This is a genomic window from Streptomyces sp. KR55 (assembly GCF_052245645.1).
Taxonomy (GTDB): Bacteria; Actinomycetota; Actinomycetes; order Streptomycetales; family Streptomycetaceae; genus Streptomyces; species Streptomyces flavusporus.
The window spans coordinates 14,715-30,258 of the sequence record NZ_JBQQCE010000057.1 but is presented as its reverse complement, the minus strand read 5'-3'; the positions used below and the strand labels follow the sequence as shown (position 1 = coordinate 30,258).

Sequence of the window (15,544 nt, the reverse complement as noted above, 5' to 3'; positions counted from 1 at the left end):
CGTGGTCGCCAACTCCGCCCGACTCGTCGGCCACACACCACACCTGCCCAGCGACACCACCGGACGACTGCGCGCCGCACCACTGGAGGAGCGGCGCGTGCGCTGATCCCCCACGCCGCCGGTCTGGTGACCCGGATCCGCAGGACGGACTACTGCACTTCGACACCGGCTGGCGTCGAAGCCCTACACCGGACCCGGCCCCTCCATGCCGCGGACGGCCGACGCCTCCCCTCGCCGGTCTGAGTTTCCCGCCCACTGGAACCCACCCCCCTCCTTCTCCCAGGTCAGGCCCTACTCGCGTACTCACTCGTGCATGAGCTATCGTTCATATGGATATGGATTTCATTTTCATCTAGCTCTGATTCGGCACACCACTAGGGGGTGAACGTTGGTGTGAGCGACCCGACGACCCAACAGCGGCCCACCCGGCAACGCTCGGCCCTTCTGGAAGCTCTCGCGAACTGTCACGACTTCATCTCCGCGCAGGACCTGTACACGCGCATGACCGCCGACGGCACACGGATCGGGCTGACCACCGTCTACCGAGGACTGCGTGACCTGGAGGCCTCGGACGCGGTCGACGTCATCCAAGCCAGCGCCGGTGAACGGCTTTACAGATGGCGGCCCGGCGACAGCCACCGCCACTACCTGATCTGCCGCGCCTGCGGCAGCAGCCGGCCGGTGGACTCCGAAGTCGTCGAGGAGTGGGCCGGACGGATCGCCTCCAACTCCGGCTTCGCGGCGGTAGAGCACACCGTCGAACTCACCGGCGTCTGTGCCGGCTGCCAACCCGCCACCGAGTGAGGAGAACTGCCGCCATGCCCCTGGGATTCGGGCCAGGAAACCCCGCCACACCGAGCCCGCACCTGCGCGAGCTGAAGGAGACCGTGCGCACCCTGCTGGCCCTTGACGAGGACACCGCCGTCATGATCCGCCAGCTCGCCTGCACCGAACCGGGCTGCCCGCCCCTGGAGACGGTCGTCGCCGTCCTTCCGATGAACGGCAAGGCCCGCCGCTGGACCCTGCACCAACCCACCGACGACGTCACCGAGGACGACCTCAAGGCCGTCCTGCTCACCACCGCACCCGAAGGAGCCTGACCCTGATGACGACAACCGAAGCGACCGCGACGGACGCACCGATCGACGAGCGCGTGCCCGTCACCGTCCTGACCGGCTTCCTCGGCTCGGGCAAGACAACCCTCCTCAACCGCATCCTCAACGAACACCAAGGCATGCGCATCGCCGTCATCGAGAACGAGTTCGGCGAAATCGGCATCGACGACGCCCTCGTCCTCGACGCCGAGGAAGAGATCTTCGAGATGAACAACGGCTGCATCTGCTGCACCGTCCGAGGAGATCTCATCCGCATCCTCGGCGCCCTGATGCGACGCCGGGAGAAGTTCGACCACATCCTCATCGAGACCACCGGCCTGGCCGATCCCGCCCCCGTCGCGCAGACCTTCTTCATGGACGACGAGATCGCCGCCCAACTACGCCTGGACGCCATCATCACCCTCGTCGACGCCGCCCACGTCCTCCAGCACCTGGACGAGGTCAAACCGGAAGGCGTGGAGAACGAGGCCGTCGAGCAGATCGCCTTCGCCGACCGGATCGTGCTCAACAAGACCGACCTCGCGGACGAGGAGACCATCGCCGAGGTCGAGGCACGCGTGAAGGCGATCAACGCCCCTGTGCAGATCCTGCGCGCCCGCAACGCCGAGGTCGACCTGAAGCAGATCCTCGACGCCGGCGCCTTCGACCTCGACCGGGTTCTGAAGGACGACCCGTCCTTCCTCACCGAGACCGAGCACCAGCACGACACGTCCGTCACCTCGGTCGGCATTGAGCTGGACGGCGAGGTCGACGACCGCCGCCTCAACGCCTGGCTGGGCAACCTGCTGCGCACCAAGGGTGTCGACATCTTCCGTTCCAAGGGCATCCTCGCCATTGCCGGTTCGAGCCGGCAGCACGTCTTCCAGGGTGTGCACATGCTGCTGATGGGTGAGGAGGGCGCCCAGTGGCGGGCCGACGAGCCGCGCCGCAACCGGCTGGTTTTCATCGGCCGCAACCTCGACCGCGATGAGCTGGAGCGCGGCTTCGCCGACTGCCTGGCCACGGCGGGAGCCGCTGCGTGAGCATCACCGCACCCGACCAGGCACTGACCGTCGCCTGGGAGATCACCATCGACGACGCGCCCGTCGCGCTCAGCGCGCGCGGCGACCTGGTAGCCGTCGCCGGAGCCGAGGGCACGGTACGGGTCCTCGATGCCGCGATGGGCGCCGAGATGGGAGCACTCGACCTGCCCGGCGGCGCCCTGAAGAATCACCTGTCCCCCACCGCCCGGCACTTGGCGGTCACCGGCCCCATGGGGTACGCGCTGTGGCGGCGTTCGGACGGCCGCACGGTCGTACGCGAATCCGGCGCCTGGTCCTCCTCCGCCGCCTGGGCCAACGACGAGCGGGTGGCGGTCGCCTCCGGACGCATGGCGGTCGTACTCGACGCGGACGGCGAGGAGTTGTGGCGTACGGAACCTGCCGCGTCCACCGTCACCGACCTGGCCTGGCTGCGCCGGGGGCGGCGGCTGGCCGTGGCCGCGTACGGGGCCGTGCGCGGCCACGAGAGGCACACCGCGCAGCCCGTCGTCACCTACCCCTACATCGGTTCGCACCTCGCGCTCGCCGTCGCCCCGACCGAGAAGTGGATCTGCAGCGGCAACCAGGACGCCTCCATCCACATCTGGCGCACCCGGGACGGAAGCGAACTGACCATGTCCGGCTACCCGGAGAAGGTCTCCCGCCTCGCCTTCGACGACACGGGCTTCTGGCTCGCCGCCGACGGCGCCCCCGACCTGACGGTCTGGGACTTCTCCGGCAAGGGCCCCGCCGGCACCGCGCCACGCCAGCTGCGCTGCCACGAGACGATCACCGCGCTCGCCTGGCGGCCGGGCCCCGCCGGGCACCTCGCCAGCGGCGGCCACGACGGCACGGTCGCACTGTGGTACGCCACCGTCGGACAGCCGGCCAACCGGCTGCGTCCGGTGCGCACACTGGACGACGTCGACTCCACGGTCGCCGCGCTGGCCTGGGCCGGACCGCACCTGCTGATCACCGCCCACCGCGACGGCCGCGTACGGGCATACGGCCTGCCCTCGCGGACGACACTGTGAACCGCCGGACGACACCGATCGCCCCTGCACGTACGGTGACGGTCGGCGCGGCCAACCGTCCGTGCACGCTCGTCGTCTGCCGGGGCTGCTGCTGCGGCAACCCGCGCAAGCACCCCGGCACCGACCATGCCTGGCAGCTGGACCGGCTGCGCGCCGCGGCGGCCGAACACGGCTTCCAGGTCCGTACGACGGACTGCCTGGGCCCCTGCGACCAGGCCAACGTCATCGTCGTCCAGCCCTCCACCGCCGGACGCCGAGCCGGAGGCCGGGCGACCTGGATCGGCTTCGCCATGGACGACGACTGCACCGACGATGTCCTTCGCTGGGCCGCCGACGGCGGACCCGGCGTCGCGGAGCCTCCAACCACGCTGGAGTTGCAATTCGTCCGCCCGCCACGTGAGGCGAGGGCCCGTGCACGCCGCTGACTCCACTGGAGGCGACGGAGGAGGGAGTGGCGCGACGTCCTCGCGGCCGCCCTCCCCCACCCCCCTTCAGGCACGGCAGGCACGGTTGTTCGCGCCGCCTGCGCTCCGCTCGACGAGACCACGGTCGCGTCCGTCGCCACCACCCTCCAGGCCCTGGCCACACCCTCCCGGCTGCGTATCCTCACCACCCTGCGGCATGCCCCGCACCCCGTCGGCGCCCTCGCAGCCGCCGTCAGCATGGAACAGTCCGCCGTCTCCCACCAGCTGAGGCTTCTGCGCGCCCTCGGCCTGGTCACCGGACAACGCGACGGCCGCCGCATCGTCTACCGCCTCTACGACGACCACGTCGCCCAACTCCTCGACCAGGCCGTCCACCACATCGAGCACCTGCGCCTCGGCCTGCGCGACCCCGACTGAACCGTCCCCCAAGAGTTCCGGCTGGCGACTTGAAGGCTCAGCACCGCTCCAGCCCACCCAGCTTCATTTGCGGTCGGCTCTGCGCGCACGGCGACCTGCCGACGCCTACCTCGCGGGGATCCACGTGGCCGTAGTGGAGCCTTGCCACCAGCCATTTCTCCGCCAGGAAGACGCGCTGGAGCCGGAGCGCCTCCGAGCTCCCACCGCAACCGGAGTCACCTGCGACGCCGCCGGATCAAGACACCATCCCCGAAGGCGGAGACCAGCGAGCCAACCGCCAGCGGCGGAGCAGTGCGAGCGGCCAGCCACGGGCTTCGACAGATCGATGTACAGGCGCCGCAACGAAGTCGAGGGAACCATCAACGCGGTCAAGGGCTTTCGGGCCGTAGCCACCCGCTTTGACAAGCGGGCGTACGTCTTCCACGGCACCGTGCCCGTTGCTGCCCTACACCTCCGGCACCTTTCAGGACTCGCCAGACAGTTTCTAGGCGTCGGCCGGGCGGCGCGGCTGGCGCCACATCGCCCACAGCACCGGTCCGTCCCCCGGCAGTCGCAGCTCCTCACGCACGGTGAAGCCGAAGTGCTCGTAGAAGGGGAGGTTGGACGGTTTGGAGGACTCCAGATAGGCGGGCAGACCCGCCGCGTCGGCCCTGGCCAGCCCCGAGCGCAGCAGGGCGGCCCCGTGTCCCTGGCCCTGGGCGGCCGGGTCGGCACCGATCACCGCCAGGTACCAGTGCGGTTCCTGGGGTGTGTGCTCGGCGGCCGTCTCGACGGTATCCCTGAACAGCGGAGCCCGGTCGCCGAGAATGTTCTGGAGCTCCTGGACGGTTTCCGCGTCGGGAACGGCCTTGGCTTGCGCCTCCGGCGGTACCCAGAACGCAGCCGCCACCTCGGTACGCTCGCACACGCCGTAGTGGACGTACTGCCGGGTGAAGACCGTGGAGAAGTAGCGGACCAGCGCTGCCTCGCGCGAGGCGTCGGGGAAAAACCACCGCATCATCGGGTCGTCGTCGAAGGCGCGGGCCAGGGTGCGGCTGATCAGCGGAGCATCGTCGATCGTTGTCGTCTTCGGCGTGTTCGTTATCGACATACGGGTCATTCTGCACCCAGTGATCTTCGGTGGCGGGGCGGGGCCCCCGGGCCCGATCACGGGGGCAATGAGACGTTTTGGTACGGAAGTTCAGGGAAGAGACAGGCGAGAAATATCAGCGGGGCGGTGATGATGCGCGGCTACAGTCTGTCCGATGGGTTCCGTCACTCGACTCATCGGAAACGCCCTGGTGCGGGCCGGTGGAAACGGCACCCATCCGCAGATTCCAACGGCCATCTCGGCCGGTGAGCTGGACGGCGGACAGGGGCGGAACGTCGACGCGCCAGAACGCCTGCTGCGGTGCTCCCAGCGCGTGGACCACCGCCGCACGCGCCACGGCCTGTTCGACCGCGGCCAGCACTCGTCCCGTGTCGGATGGAAGAGCATCCAGCCAGGTGGCGACCCGGTGGCAGACCTTCGCCACGGACTCGCCGCCGTGCGGTGCCGCTTGCGGGTCCGACAGCCAGACGGCGAGACCAGGCCCATCGCCTGCCGCGACCTCCTCGAGTGTGCGGCCGTGCCAGGAGCCCATGTCGATGTTCCGCAGCGCCGGTTCCACGGTGACCGCATCCCAGCCCAGGGCCCGGGCCGTCTGCCTGCACCGCTGCGACGGCGCAGTGTACTGGGTGCCGGTCGGGGGGAGGGTGCCGGCGAGCACCTGCGCTTGCCGCAGCGCCCGCTCGTCGAGGGGGACGTCGGCGAAGCGCACATCGCGCTCCATACGGGCGGCGGCACACAGCAGGGTGAGCCGTACGGTCATCAGGGGCCCTTTCGCCACGTGGCCGAAGTCGGTTCATCGTAGGTGGCGTACGCCATGTTGGCCGAAGTCCCCATTGCCTCTACCTCTGATCTTGCGCAGTGCTCCCCCGTTTACGACTCCGTTGGGAAATCCGTAAACCGGTGATGGCGGATGGTCTGGACTGTCAGGATCGGCTTGTCGTCGATCAAGGGGGTCGAGTGTCGCTGGAGTCGCGGCGCGATGCCGGGGTGCCGGAGCTGACCGCGCGGGTGGTGCGTGCCTCGTTCCCGAAGGGAACGCTGGCGATCCGTGTCCGTGAGGCACTTGGCCCGCTGTTCGAGGACGCGTCCTTCGCCGAGGCGTTTCCCGTGCGGGGGCGCCCGGCGGTCTCGCCCGGGGCGCTGGCGTTGGTTTCGGTGCTGCAGTATGCGGAGGGGCTCAGCGACCGGCAGGCCGCTGAGCAGCTGCGGGCCAGGATGGACTGGAAGTTCCTGCTGGGCCTGGAACTGGATGATCCGGGGTTCGACTTCACGGTCCTTGGCGACTTCCGTGCTCGGCTGATCGAGCACGGCCTGGAGGAGAGGGTTCTGGACCTGGTCCTGGAGCGGATCTGCGGTCTCGGGCTGCTGCGGGCAGGCGGCTGGCAGCGGACGGACTCCACTCATGTCCTGGCATCGGTACGGGTGTTGAACCGGATGGAGTTCGTCGGCGAGACGCTGCGCGCGGCGCTGGAGGCCCTGGCCGCGGCAGCTCCGCAGTGGCTGGCCGGCCAGGTCACGGCCGACTGGGCCGAGCGTTACGGTGCCCGGATCGACTCTTACCGCTTCCCCAAGGGCGAGAACGTGCGTCAGAAGTGGGCTGAGCAGGTCGGCCGGGACGGTTTCACCGTCCTGGAGGCCGTCTTCAGCCCCGCCGCCCCGGGCTGGCTTCGGCAGATCCCCGCCGTTGAGGTCCTGCGTCGGGCCTGGGTGGAGCAGTACCACCGCGACGGTGAGGGGGTGCGCTGGCGGGAGGCGAAGGACCTCCCGCCGGCCAGACGCCGCCTGTCCTCGCCCTACGACTGCGACGCACGCTACGGCATGAAGCGGGGCTCGGGCTGGTGCGGCTACAAAACCCACCTGACCGAGACCTGCGAGCCGGATGCACCCCATGTGATCACGAACGTGGAGACGACGGACGCCACCGTCGACGACGCCGAGATGACCGAGACCGTCCACCGGAACCTGGACAAACACCGGTTGGTGCCAGGCGAGCACGTGGTGGACGCCGGCTACGTCACCGCCGCCCACATCCTCACCGCACGCGACGAGCACGGCATTATGCTCCTCGGGCCGGTCGGCCTGGATACCCACCACGGCAAGCAGGACGACACCGGCCCGGACCTCTCCCAGCAGGCATTCAGTATCAACTGGGACCGCCGCCAGGCGGTCTGCCCGCGCGGCGCGGTCAGCATCAGCTGGTCCGACCAGGTCAAGCCCAGCGGCACCCCGATCACCAGGGTCCAGTTCGCCGCCACTGACTGCCGCTCCTGCCCACTGCGGGCGGCCTGCACACGCGCCTCCGACAAGGGCCGCTACGGACGCAGCCTGACGCTGCTGCCCCGCGAGCAGCAAGAGATTCTGGGCCGGCGCCGCCAGGAACAACAGACCAAGGAGTGGAAGCAGCGGTACGACATCCGAGCCGGTGTCGAGGGCACGATCTCGCAAGTCGTCCGCCGCACGGGCATCCGCCGCACCCGCTACACAGGACTGGCCAAGATCCACCTCGGCAACGTCCTCACCGTAGACGCCATCAACATCATCCGCATTGACGCGTGGCTGACTGGAACCCCACTCGGCAGCACCAGGACCTCCCACCTTGCCCGCCTTGAGCTCGCCGCGTGAACCACCTGCACGACAGCCGGTTTACGGATTTCCCAACGGAGTCGTTTACGGGGGAGGTGAAGCGCATCTCAAAACCGCTCTGACCCGCACGTAAGCGCGGGTCTGCACTGTTTCGCTCAGCCCACGGGGCGCTGCTGGTTCTCGATGTACTGGCGTACGACGGTCAGCGGCGCCCCGCCGCACGATCCGGCGAAGTAGGAGCCGGACCAGAAGTGTCCGCCCCACAGGTAGCGGCGCACGTGCGCGCTGTACTCCTTCCTGAGCAGGCGGGCGGAGACGCCCTTGAGGGAGTTGACCAGCTTGGAGAGCTGGACCTTCGGTGGGTAGTGCACCAGCAGGTGCACGTGGTCGTCTTCGCCGTTGAACTGCTTCAGCTCGGCCTCGAAGTCCGCGCACACGTCCCGCATGATCTCCTCGCAGCGGCTGAGCATGGCGTCGGTGAAGACTCCGCGCCGGTACTTCGTGACGAAAACCAAATGAACATGCAGGTTGCAGACGACATGACGACCGGTGCGTACATCGGGATTCGGGTTCCACCGTGGTGACATAAGCCAAATGATAGAGTGATCGCATGGCCTTGGAACTCGGCCTGGAGAAGCGGCAGTTCGGGCATCGCGCCCGGCTGGCGCTGAGTCCTGCCGAGATACGGCTCATCGACGACCAGGCGCACGCGGCCCGCACCATGTGGAACTGTCTGCACGCCTGGTGGACGATGCAGCCGAAAGCCAAGCGGACGCTGGCCGCCGCCGACGCGGCGATACGGCAGGCCCGCAAGGAGATCGACTTCCTCGCCGTGCTCCCTGCGCAGGCCGCGCAGGCGGTACTCAAGACGTACGTCCAGGCGTGGAAGAACTGCTGGGAGGGCCGGGCCGAAGAGCCGAACTTCAAGGCCCGCTTCCGGTCGGTCATGTCCGTGGACATCCCGCAGGGCCGGGACTTGCAGATCACGCGGGTACACCGCCGCTGGGGCATGGTCAACATCCCCAAGGTCGGCCGCGTCCGTTTCCGCTGGACCCGTGACCTGCCGGTGGGCAAGAAGGCGAACGCCGACAACCGGATCACCGGCGCCCGGCTGGTCAAGGACGCTTTGGGCTGGCACATCGCCTTCCGCATCACCACCCTGGAAGCCAAGCCCGAGCCCCACCAGGGACCGGAAGCCGGCATCGACGCCGGGGTGAACATCCCCCTCGCCCTCTCAGACGACAACCACCAGGACCACGGGCGAGCGGCCCGCCTCCCGGACGGAACCTCCGACCGGGACAGGTGGCTGGGCGCCGACGAGAAGGCCAAGCTGCTCCGCCTGGAGAGGCAGGCCGCCCGTCTCAAGCAGCACCGCAAGCCCGGCCAGCGGTCATCGAACCGGCTGAGGGCGGTATACGACCAGATCGGCAAGCTCCGAGCGAAAGCCAAGCGACGGGCAACCGACTGGCAGCACCAGACCACCACCTACCTCGCCCGCACCTACAGCGTGCTCGTGGTGGAACACCTGGACATCCCGAACATGACCAAAAGCGCCCGGGGCACCATCGAGGAACCAGGGAAGAACGTCAAGCAGAAGGCCGGTCTGAACCGCTCCATCAGCCAGGAGGCATGGGGCCGCACCGTGACGATGCTGACGTACAAGACCGCCCGCTACGGCGGCACCCTGCACAAGGTTCCCGCCCCCGGCACCTCCCAGCGCTGCTCAGCCTGCGGCTTCACCACGCCGGGCAGCCGGGAGAGCCAGGCCGTGTTCGTGTGCAAGAACCCGGACTGCGGCTGGTCGGGCAACGCCGACCACAACGCCGCCCGGAACATCCTGCACCTGTACCGGATGGGCCTCGCGCTCGTCCCGGCTGCCGGAAGGGCAGTCGTCAGGCGCCCACGCGGCGTCAAGCCCGCCGCCGCAAGGTAGGCGGGAATCTCCTTCCTGAGGCCTGCCGAAGGGAGGAGAGCACTTCAAGCTCTGGGGCGACAAGGACGACGGCGCCACGGAAGTCCGGTGCAAGTCCGGCACGGTCGCGCCACTGTGTGCCGCCCCTCCCCCACGAGGTGGTGGTGAGTCAGACCCAACGCCGTCGTCGAGTGCTCCACACGATGCGGGACGCGTTGTTCCCGAGGAGGTCTCGCCATGGCGCAGTCCACTGCCGCCCCCACCCCCGCCACCCAGACCGTCACGCCGCTGCCGTTGCGGGCGCTCGCCCCCTGGGCCGTCTTCTTCGGCGTCCTGATGCTTGTCCTGCTGTACTTCGTCGGCGCCGAACAGGGCGCCACCGCGCTGGTCTCCGGTGAGGGCGTGCACGAGTGGGTGCACGACGCTCGCCACCTCCTCGGCTTCCCCTGCCACTGAGGCAGGACGAACTGCCATGAACTCCACAGTCGTACGCACCCTGTTGATGCGGGGCATGCTTGCCGGCCTCGGCGCCGGCGTCCTCGCCTTCGTCTTCGCCTACCTCGTCGGGGAAGGGCCGGTGGACGCGGCCATCGCCTTCGAGGAGGCCAACTCCCATGAGCACGGGGAGGAACTGGTCAGCCGTTCCCTGCAGTCGACGGCCGGTCTCGCCACGGGCGTGCTCATCTTCGGGGTGGCCATCGGCGGCATCGCGGCGTTGGCTTTCTGCTTCGCGCTGGGCCGGATCGGCCGGTTCGGGGCCAGGGCGACGGCGGCGCTGACGGCGCTCGCCGGGTTCCTCACCGTCTACCTCGTGCCGATCCTGAAGTACCCGGCGAACCCGCCCGCCGTTGGCAACCCCGACACGCTCGACAAGCGCACCATCCTTTTCGTCCTGATGATCGCGCTGAGCGTGCTGCTGGGAATCGCCGCCATCCGGCTGGGCCGCAGGATGGCCCCGGCATGGGGCAACTGGAACGCCTCGATCGCCGCCGGGGCGGCCTTCGTGGCGGCGGTGGCGTTCGCGATGGTGTTCCTGCCATCTGGCGAGAACATCCCGAAGGGCTTCCCGGCCACCGAGCTGTGGGAGTTCCGCCTGGCCTCCATCGGCGTCCAGGCGGTGATGTGGTCGGCGTTCGCCCTCCTCTTCGGCTACCTGGCCGAACGTGTCCTCGAACCGAAACCGGCCCGTGGCCGGGTCTCCACACTGGCCGCCTGAGCTGTAGTAAACATGCGGCGGGATCTGCTGGGGACGCGCCCGGCGGATCCCGCCGTTTTCCGTTTACCGGGTCGGGCACCAGAGGATGCTCCGCCCGGGGAGCGGCTGGGCTGCACCAATCGACTCGGGTGAGCGTGGCCGCGTGGTCGGTCGGTCAGATCGGCGACGGCTTGATTGTCACGTTCTTGCTGACAGTGACCGGTCGAAGCCACGCAGGTTGTCCGGCGTCTCCACACCGAACCCACGGCTCAGCGTGGCGTTCTCCAACCGGAGCATCGTCTCACCCAGCGACGAGTTGTACTTCACCACCTCCTCCGGCGGGATGACCGACAGCAGACCGGACTTCCGGGAGTCGAAGCACATGTCGCGCACCAGCGTGGCGTTCTTCGCGACCACCGCGATCTGCAGCCCCGGCGTCTGCGCCCACTGCCGCACCGTCTCGGCCGCCGTCCGGGACTTGCCTCAGCCGCGGCCGGTGAGCAGCATTCACACCGTCCACAGCCGCCAGCTGCCGCTGCGACGCGCGCGTGGATGCAGCCATCCCTCAAGGCGGCAGCCCGTCACAGTCCGGCACGTCGCACGCCCACCGGCGCGCCGACGCCTCGTCGCACGAATCAGTGCCTGCACCTCGGCCTGGAGCTCTGCGAGGCTCATCACGCCCGGATCGGGAAGGCCCTCGATCGCAGGGCGCTTCGCCCAGCCTTCGCTCACCGGGCGTCCTCCGCCAACCTGCGCTCCAGTTTCCGGCGCAGCAGCTCCATCCGGCTCCGACGGTCCTCATCGCTCAACGCCGCGACGTTTGCTTCCTCTGATTCGCTCGACGTATCGGCGCCCACTGACTCCACGCCAGCAGCTCGACGCTCGATCTCCGCGGCGCCTGGAATTGCCGCAGCAGCTCGCTCAGGCTCAACTCCCGCGGATCAAGCCCCTGGAGTCGTGCGACGGCCTTACCGAGAAACGCCTGCGCCAACTTCGCGTGCCGACGCGCGATATCTCGCCGAGCCTGTCGCTGCTCGGCCAGGAACAAGCGATCCTGGTCACCGTCGTACGCCGCCGCGCGCATCACCCAGGCGTACTACCTTCGACCACCGGCCCAGCAGCGTCCGTGACTTGCCCAACTCGTGTGCGACCTTCGTGACACTCCGCGCCGCGCCAAGGTCGCGGTACACGGCGAACGCCTCGAACGCCTGAGAAGACTCACGGTCCTGGCGCTCCCAGGGGTAAGCGTCGCTCCCGGCGCAGCGGGGGAGCCCGTCAGCGGTGGCGCCCTGGTGCCCTCACATCTGAGGCACGGACACCACACCCGGCGCGCTGCGGCTCCCGCGCTGCGCCTGCTGCTTTCGCTGCCCATACGGGGTGACGCCCCGCGGCTTGTACACCGCAAGGATCATGGCCAGCACCAGCACGACCAGCGCGAGCACGGAGTGCAGCACAGGAGAGAAGTTGCGCACCGACGACAGCTCGGCCTCCGGATCGGCGGCCATGTGCGCCATGGACCTGAACGTCCCCATGTAGATCAGCAGCACCCCGGTGGCGACCACGTTGATCAGGAGCTTGAACAGCACCCAGTAGTGCCGCAAGAGGCCCCAGGGCGTACCCAGGGACTGGACGACGCCGGTGAGCAGCGAGGCAGAGGCCAGGGGGACGAGAACGTACCAGGCGGCCGGCTCCATCACGAGGTAGGCGCCGCGTACTGTCGCGGGATCCTGGCTGGTCATGCCGATCACCGCCAGGGCGAGAAAGGCGACGACCGCGCCGAGCCAGCCGACCGAGGACGTGACGTGCGCCATGAGGGCCAGCTTGCGCAGGCGGGGCGGCATGGTCATCCGATGTCCCCTGTATCCGGTCCGACGGTTTCCGTGACACCGACGAGCGGCGCCTGTCCCCCGAAGTGACGGCCCGGACCGTGGTCACCCGGTCCCTTGACCAGCAGCATGACCACGAAGAGAAGGACCACGATCAGCGCGATGAGCCCGGACGCCTTGACCCAGCGCGGCATCCCCGCAGCCGGGGTTCGGGCGGGAATCTCACCGGTCTTGTCGCAAGTGTCCGGCTCCTGGGGCGGATCCACCATGAGAGCTCTCCTTGCCTCACCTACGCCTGGGCGGCTTGCCCTTCGAACGACCCCAGATTTATCGATACACTTCGTCACTGTCAATCCATAGCGTCTCTTCATCGGCGTCACGTACGCTTTCTGCGTGCCGAAGCTGTGGAACGAGACGATCGAGGCGCACCGCCGCGAAGTGCGCGACGCCATCCTGGACAGCACCGCCGCCCTGGCGGCCGAGAACGGCCCACTGTCGGTGACCATGTCTCAGATCGCGGAGAAGGTCGGTATCGGGCGAGCCACGCTGTACAAGTACTTCCCGGACGTCGAAGCGATCCTGCACGCCTGGCACGCGCGCGAGATCGCCGGTCACCTCGCCCGACTGGCGGAAGTCCGGGACAGGACCTACGGGGCACGTGCGCGCCTCGATGCGGTGCTGGAGACCTACGCCCTCATCACCCATGAATCCCATGGCCGCCACGACACGGATCTGGGCGCGTTCCTGCACCGGGACCACAGCGGTAGCCACTTGGCCCACGCGCACCGGCACCTTCACCACATGGTTCAGGACCTGCTGACCGAGGCAGCACAGGCCGGCGACGTCAGGGACGACATCCCGCCCGCCGAACTCACGCGCTACTGCCTCAGCGCCCTGGCGGCCGCACGAGCCCTGCCGTCCGAGGCCGCCGTGCGGCGCCTGGTTACGGTCACCCTGGCCGGCGTGCGTTCTCCACAGCAGTGACGCACCCAGGGAAGAAACTCCCTTCTGCTGAACGCCTCTTGGCACCACTACGTACTAAGGACATCCGTAGACAACAGCCAGAGGACGACGGAAGTCGACGCGCCCGCGGAATACGGCGCCGGCGACGGCCGGTCGATGCGGAGGGCAGCGATGGGAAGTCCGGCCCTGAACTGGACGCTGGCGGCGGTCGCCGCACTCGTGGCCGTGGTGAGCACGGCCCGACTGGCCGCAGCCGACAGCAGAGAGGCCCGGTTCGCGGCCGGAGGCGACCTCGTCATGGCCGGCGGCATGGCCGCGATGTTCCTGCCCGCGACGGCGGCCAGTTTCGGGGACCACAGCCTGTGGTGGGTAGCGGCGTTCACGGTCGTCGGCCTCGGCGGCGTGGCCCTGTCCGTACGCCACGCTCGGCTGCAGGGCTGGCGACGCGGCCGCCGCTGGGCGCATCACGTCATCGGCAGTGCCGCCATGGTGATCATGACGCTGGCCATGCCGGGCACCGACTCCGAGCCGATCCTCGCTCTGGGCGGCCACTCGATGGCCGGCATGGATCACGGACACGGGCACGGATCCGCCGGGACGACCGACGCCGCGGAGACGGCGGGCATGGCCGGGATGGAGGGCATGGACCACCCCTCGGGAATGACCGCCTACGACATGACAACCGGCGCCACCCAGAGCGCCGCGGCGGGAGACTCCACTTCTGTGTGGCGTGTCGTCCTGATGGCACTCGCCGTGTACTTCCTGCTCTCGATCGTCGCGTCCGTGTGGGCGCGGCTCCGCGGCACCGACCGGCGGGCGGGTGCGGGCCGCAGCGCGGGCAGGGGCCGCTGGACGCGGCGGCTTCTCGCCCTGCCCGACGCCATCGTGGTGTTCGCCGCGTCCCTGGCCATCTCCGCCTGGGACAAGGCCCGGCTGGGGGGCGACCAGCACCGGGCACACGCGGCAGCGGCCAACCGGAGCCGCCGTCGCCCGCCGGGCACGTCACCGGGCGCGGCCCTGACGGCCCACATCGGCATGGGCGGCACAATGTGCGCCATGCTCGTCATGATGGCTGCCTGAACGTCCGTCGCCGCCCCTCCGGCGTTACGCCGCACCCCGGTGGAGTTCATCCGCGAACTCAGCGGCATCGGCACCAACGAGGGCCTGGCCGCCGCCCGCGGCCGGATCGGCGGGCGACCCGCCGTCGCAACCAAAGAGTCCTCCGCGCAGCCCGCGACCTCCTGCCCGCCCCTGGCAGCTCGATCGCCTCGATCACCAAGCTGCTGGGCGTCTTCCCAGACACCCTCTACAACTACATCCGGACATCAAGGAACTGCGGCAGGTTCCGTACCCCGCCAACTCGAAGCGCCGGCGAAGTGAGTGCGCCACAACGAGATCGAACGAACCCGCTGTACCGCCATCCGCTTGCCCGCTCCGGGCCAACCGGCGGCCGCGGGCCGCGCAGACGGTTTCCCGCACCCTCCCTGGTGTTACGCGTACAAGGCGGCAATCGCCGCATGAGACGCGAAGCGAATCCCTGAAGGTATCCATGACCACTGCGGTCAAGGACATGCTCGACACCTACCCCGCCGACCTGGGCGACGTGGACCGCGAGAAGCTCGCTCGCTGCATCGAGGAATGCATCGCCTGCGCGCAGGCGTGTACCGCGTGCGCGGACGCTTGCATGTCGGAAGAGATGGTGGGGCAGCTGACCAAATGCATCCGTACCGACATGGACTGCGCCGACATCTGCAACGCCACCGCCGCCGTGCTCTCCCGCCACACTGGCTACGACGCCAACATCACCCGCGCGATCCTCCAGGCGTGCGCCACCGTCTGCAAGGCGTGCGGTGACGAGTGCGAACGCCACGCTGGCCAGCACGACCACTGCCGCGTGTGCGCCGAAGCCTGCCGCCGCTGCGAACAGGCGTGCAACGACTTGATCACCTCCCTGGGCTGACATAC

18 protein-coding genes and 2 pseudogenes are annotated in these 15,544 nt (G+C 69.0%); 14 read left to right on the top strand and 6 right to left on the bottom strand.

Annotation, left to right across the window (positions count from 1 at the left end; all coding sequences use genetic code 11):
• The first annotated feature begins 393 nt into the window (after nt 1–393).
• From ACTWQJ_RS11340 to ACTWQJ_RS11310, 7 genes and pseudogenes are all read left to right on the top strand, one after another.
• On the top strand, nt 394–804 hold the full coding sequence (locus tag ACTWQJ_RS11340; RefSeq protein ID WP_443306503.1) for a Fur family transcriptional regulator: 411 nt from the start codon (nt 394–396) through the stop codon (nt 802–804).
• A gap of 14 nt (nt 805–818) precedes the next feature.
• Complete coding sequence (locus tag ACTWQJ_RS11335; RefSeq protein WP_443306502.1) at nt 819–1,100, top strand: hypothetical protein; 282 nt, start codon at nt 819–821, stop codon at nt 1,098–1,100.
• Nucleotides 1,101–1,105: 5 nt separating this feature from the next.
• On the top strand, nt 1,106–2,137 hold the full coding sequence (locus tag ACTWQJ_RS11330) for a CobW family GTP-binding protein (RefSeq protein WP_443306501.1): 1,032 nt from the start codon (nt 1,106–1,108) through the stop codon (nt 2,135–2,137).
• A complete protein-coding gene (locus tag ACTWQJ_RS11325) occupies nt 2,134–3,168 on the top strand; it encodes a WD40 repeat domain-containing protein (protein WP_443306500.1) in 1,035 nt (344 codons plus the stop codon). Before ACTWQJ_RS11330 ends, ACTWQJ_RS11325 begins: the two co-directional genes overlap by 4 nt.
• Complete coding sequence (locus tag ACTWQJ_RS11320) at nt 3,165–3,593, top strand: (2Fe-2S) ferredoxin domain-containing protein (RefSeq protein WP_443306499.1); 429 nt, start codon at nt 3,165–3,167, stop codon at nt 3,591–3,593. Before ACTWQJ_RS11325 ends, ACTWQJ_RS11320 begins: the two co-directional genes overlap by 4 nt.
• 108 nt (nt 3,594–3,701) lie before the next feature.
• Nucleotides 3,702–4,010 (top strand): annotated as a pseudogene (locus ACTWQJ_RS11315) (ArsR/SmtB family transcription factor); the annotation flags it as partial.
• Nucleotides 4,011–4,205: 195 nt separating this feature from the next.
• Nucleotides 4,206–4,464 (top strand): annotated as a pseudogene (locus ACTWQJ_RS11310) (IS5/IS1182 family transposase); the annotation flags it as partial.
• A gap of 30 nt (nt 4,465–4,494) precedes the next feature.
• Here ACTWQJ_RS11310 and ACTWQJ_RS11305 read toward each other — a convergent pair.
• Nucleotides 4,495–5,100, bottom strand: coding sequence for a GNAT family N-acetyltransferase (locus tag ACTWQJ_RS11305; RefSeq protein ID WP_443306498.1), 606 nt, complete (start codon nt 5,098–5,100; stop codon nt 4,495–4,497).
• A 115-nt stretch (nt 5,101–5,215) separates the two neighbouring features.
• Complete coding sequence (locus ACTWQJ_RS11300) at nt 5,216–5,860, bottom strand: histidine phosphatase family protein (RefSeq protein WP_443306497.1); 645 nt, start codon at nt 5,858–5,860, stop codon at nt 5,216–5,218.
• A 197-nt stretch (nt 5,861–6,057) separates the two neighbouring features.
• Between ACTWQJ_RS11300 and ACTWQJ_RS11295 the strand changes: the two genes are divergently transcribed.
• Nucleotides 6,058–7,722, top strand: a complete 1,665-nt coding sequence (locus ACTWQJ_RS11295) for an IS1182 family transposase (RefSeq protein ID WP_443306496.1) — start codon at nt 6,058–6,060, stop codon at nt 7,720–7,722.
• 116 nt (nt 7,723–7,838) lie between these two features.
• Here ACTWQJ_RS11295 and tnpA read toward each other — a convergent pair whose 3' ends face one another.
• On the bottom strand, nt 7,839–8,270 hold the full coding sequence (gene tnpA, locus ACTWQJ_RS11290; protein ID WP_443306495.1) for an IS200/IS605 family transposase: 432 nt from the start codon (nt 8,268–8,270) through the stop codon (nt 7,839–7,841).
• A gap of 23 nt (nt 8,271–8,293) precedes the next feature.
• Between tnpA and ACTWQJ_RS11285 the strand changes: the two genes are divergently transcribed.
• From ACTWQJ_RS11285 to ACTWQJ_RS11275, 3 genes are all read left to right on the top strand, one after another.
• Entirely contained in the window at nt 8,294–9,616 is a 1,323-nt protein-coding gene (locus tag ACTWQJ_RS11285) for an RNA-guided endonuclease InsQ/TnpB family protein (RefSeq protein ID WP_443306494.1), read from the top strand.
• 216 nt (nt 9,617–9,832) lie between these two features.
• The gene (locus ACTWQJ_RS11280) at nt 9,833–10,051 is read left to right on the top strand and encodes a CbtB domain-containing protein (protein WP_443306493.1); all 219 of its coding nucleotides are present in this window, start codon (nt 9,833–9,835) and stop codon (nt 10,049–10,051) included.
• Nucleotides 10,052–10,067: 16 nt separating this feature from the next.
• Complete coding sequence (locus ACTWQJ_RS11275) at nt 10,068–10,811, top strand: CbtA family protein (protein WP_443306492.1); 744 nt, start codon at nt 10,068–10,070, stop codon at nt 10,809–10,811.
• 177 nt (nt 10,812–10,988) lie between these two features.
• Here the strand turns inward: ACTWQJ_RS11275 and ACTWQJ_RS11270 are convergent, their stop codons facing one another.
• From ACTWQJ_RS11270 to ACTWQJ_RS11260, 3 genes are all read right to left on the bottom strand, one after another.
• On the bottom strand, nt 10,989–11,246 hold the full coding sequence (locus tag ACTWQJ_RS11270; RefSeq protein WP_443306491.1) for a hypothetical protein: 258 nt from the start codon (nt 11,244–11,246) through the stop codon (nt 10,989–10,991).
• Nucleotides 11,247–12,088: 842 nt separating this feature from the next.
• Complete coding sequence (locus ACTWQJ_RS11265; protein WP_443306490.1) at nt 12,089–12,637, bottom strand: hypothetical protein; 549 nt, start codon at nt 12,635–12,637, stop codon at nt 12,089–12,091.
• Nucleotides 12,634–12,885 (bottom strand): hypothetical protein, encoded by a 252-nt coding sequence (locus ACTWQJ_RS11260; protein WP_443306489.1) that lies wholly within the window; start codon nt 12,883–12,885, stop codon nt 12,634–12,636. The genes ACTWQJ_RS11265 and ACTWQJ_RS11260 overlap by 4 nt, the downstream gene beginning before the upstream one ends.
• Nucleotides 12,886–13,009: 124 nt before the next feature.
• On the opposite strand from ACTWQJ_RS11260, the gene ACTWQJ_RS11255 reads away from it, so the two are divergent.
• The 3 genes from ACTWQJ_RS11255 (at nt 13,010) to ACTWQJ_RS11245 (ending at nt 15,539) form a co-directional block, all read left to right on the top strand.
• Nucleotides 13,010–13,600 (top strand): TetR/AcrR family transcriptional regulator, encoded by a 591-nt coding sequence (locus tag ACTWQJ_RS11255; RefSeq protein WP_443306488.1) that lies wholly within the window; start codon nt 13,010–13,012, stop codon nt 13,598–13,600.
• A 150-nt stretch (nt 13,601–13,750) separates the two neighbouring features.
• Entirely contained in the window at nt 13,751–14,659 is a 909-nt protein-coding gene (locus tag ACTWQJ_RS11250; RefSeq protein ID WP_443306487.1) for a DUF5134 domain-containing protein, read from the top strand.
• Between the two features lie 469 nt (nt 14,660–15,128).
• Entirely contained in the window at nt 15,129–15,539 is a 411-nt protein-coding gene (locus ACTWQJ_RS11245; protein ID WP_443306486.1) for a four-helix bundle copper-binding protein, read from the top strand.
• The last annotated feature ends 5 nt before the right edge of the window (nt 15,540–15,544 follow it).

Excerpts from the sequence above, each read along its gene's own strand:
- ACTWQJ_RS11280 (WP_443306493.1), top strand. The coding sequence starts at position 9,833 with ATGGCGCAGTCCACTGCCGCCCCCACCCCCGCCACCCAGACCGTCACG.
- ACTWQJ_RS11265 (WP_443306490.1), bottom strand. The coding sequence starts at position 12,637 with ATGACCATGCCGCCCCGCCTGCGCAAGCTGGCCCTCATGGCGCACGTC.
- ACTWQJ_RS11305 (WP_443306498.1), bottom strand. The coding sequence starts at position 5,100 with ATGTCGATAACGAACACGCCGAAGACGACAACGATCGACGATGCTCCG.
- ACTWQJ_RS11335 (WP_443306502.1), top strand. The coding sequence starts at position 819 with ATGCCCCTGGGATTCGGGCCAGGAAACCCCGCCACACCGAGCCCGCAC.
- ACTWQJ_RS11300 (WP_443306497.1), bottom strand. The coding sequence starts at position 5,860 with ATGACCGTACGGCTCACCCTGCTGTGTGCCGCCGCCCGTATGGAGCGC.
- tnpA (WP_443306495.1), bottom strand. The coding sequence starts at position 8,270 with ATGTCACCACGGTGGAACCCGAATCCCGATGTACGCACCGGTCGTCAT.
- ACTWQJ_RS11285 (WP_443306494.1), top strand. The coding sequence starts at position 8,294 with ATGGCCTTGGAACTCGGCCTGGAGAAGCGGCAGTTCGGGCATCGCGCC.
- ACTWQJ_RS11330 (WP_443306501.1), top strand. The coding sequence starts at position 1,106 with ATGACGACAACCGAAGCGACCGCGACGGACGCACCGATCGACGAGCGC.
- ACTWQJ_RS11250 (WP_443306487.1), top strand. The coding sequence starts at position 13,751 with ATGGGAAGTCCGGCCCTGAACTGGACGCTGGCGGCGGTCGCCGCACTC.
- ACTWQJ_RS11260 (WP_443306489.1), bottom strand. The coding sequence starts at position 12,885 with ATGGTGGATCCGCCCCAGGAGCCGGACACTTGCGACAAGACCGGTGAG.
- ACTWQJ_RS11245 (WP_443306486.1), top strand. The coding sequence starts at position 15,129 with ATGACCACTGCGGTCAAGGACATGCTCGACACCTACCCCGCCGACCTG.
- ACTWQJ_RS11275 (WP_443306492.1), top strand. The coding sequence starts at position 10,068 with ATGAACTCCACAGTCGTACGCACCCTGTTGATGCGGGGCATGCTTGCC.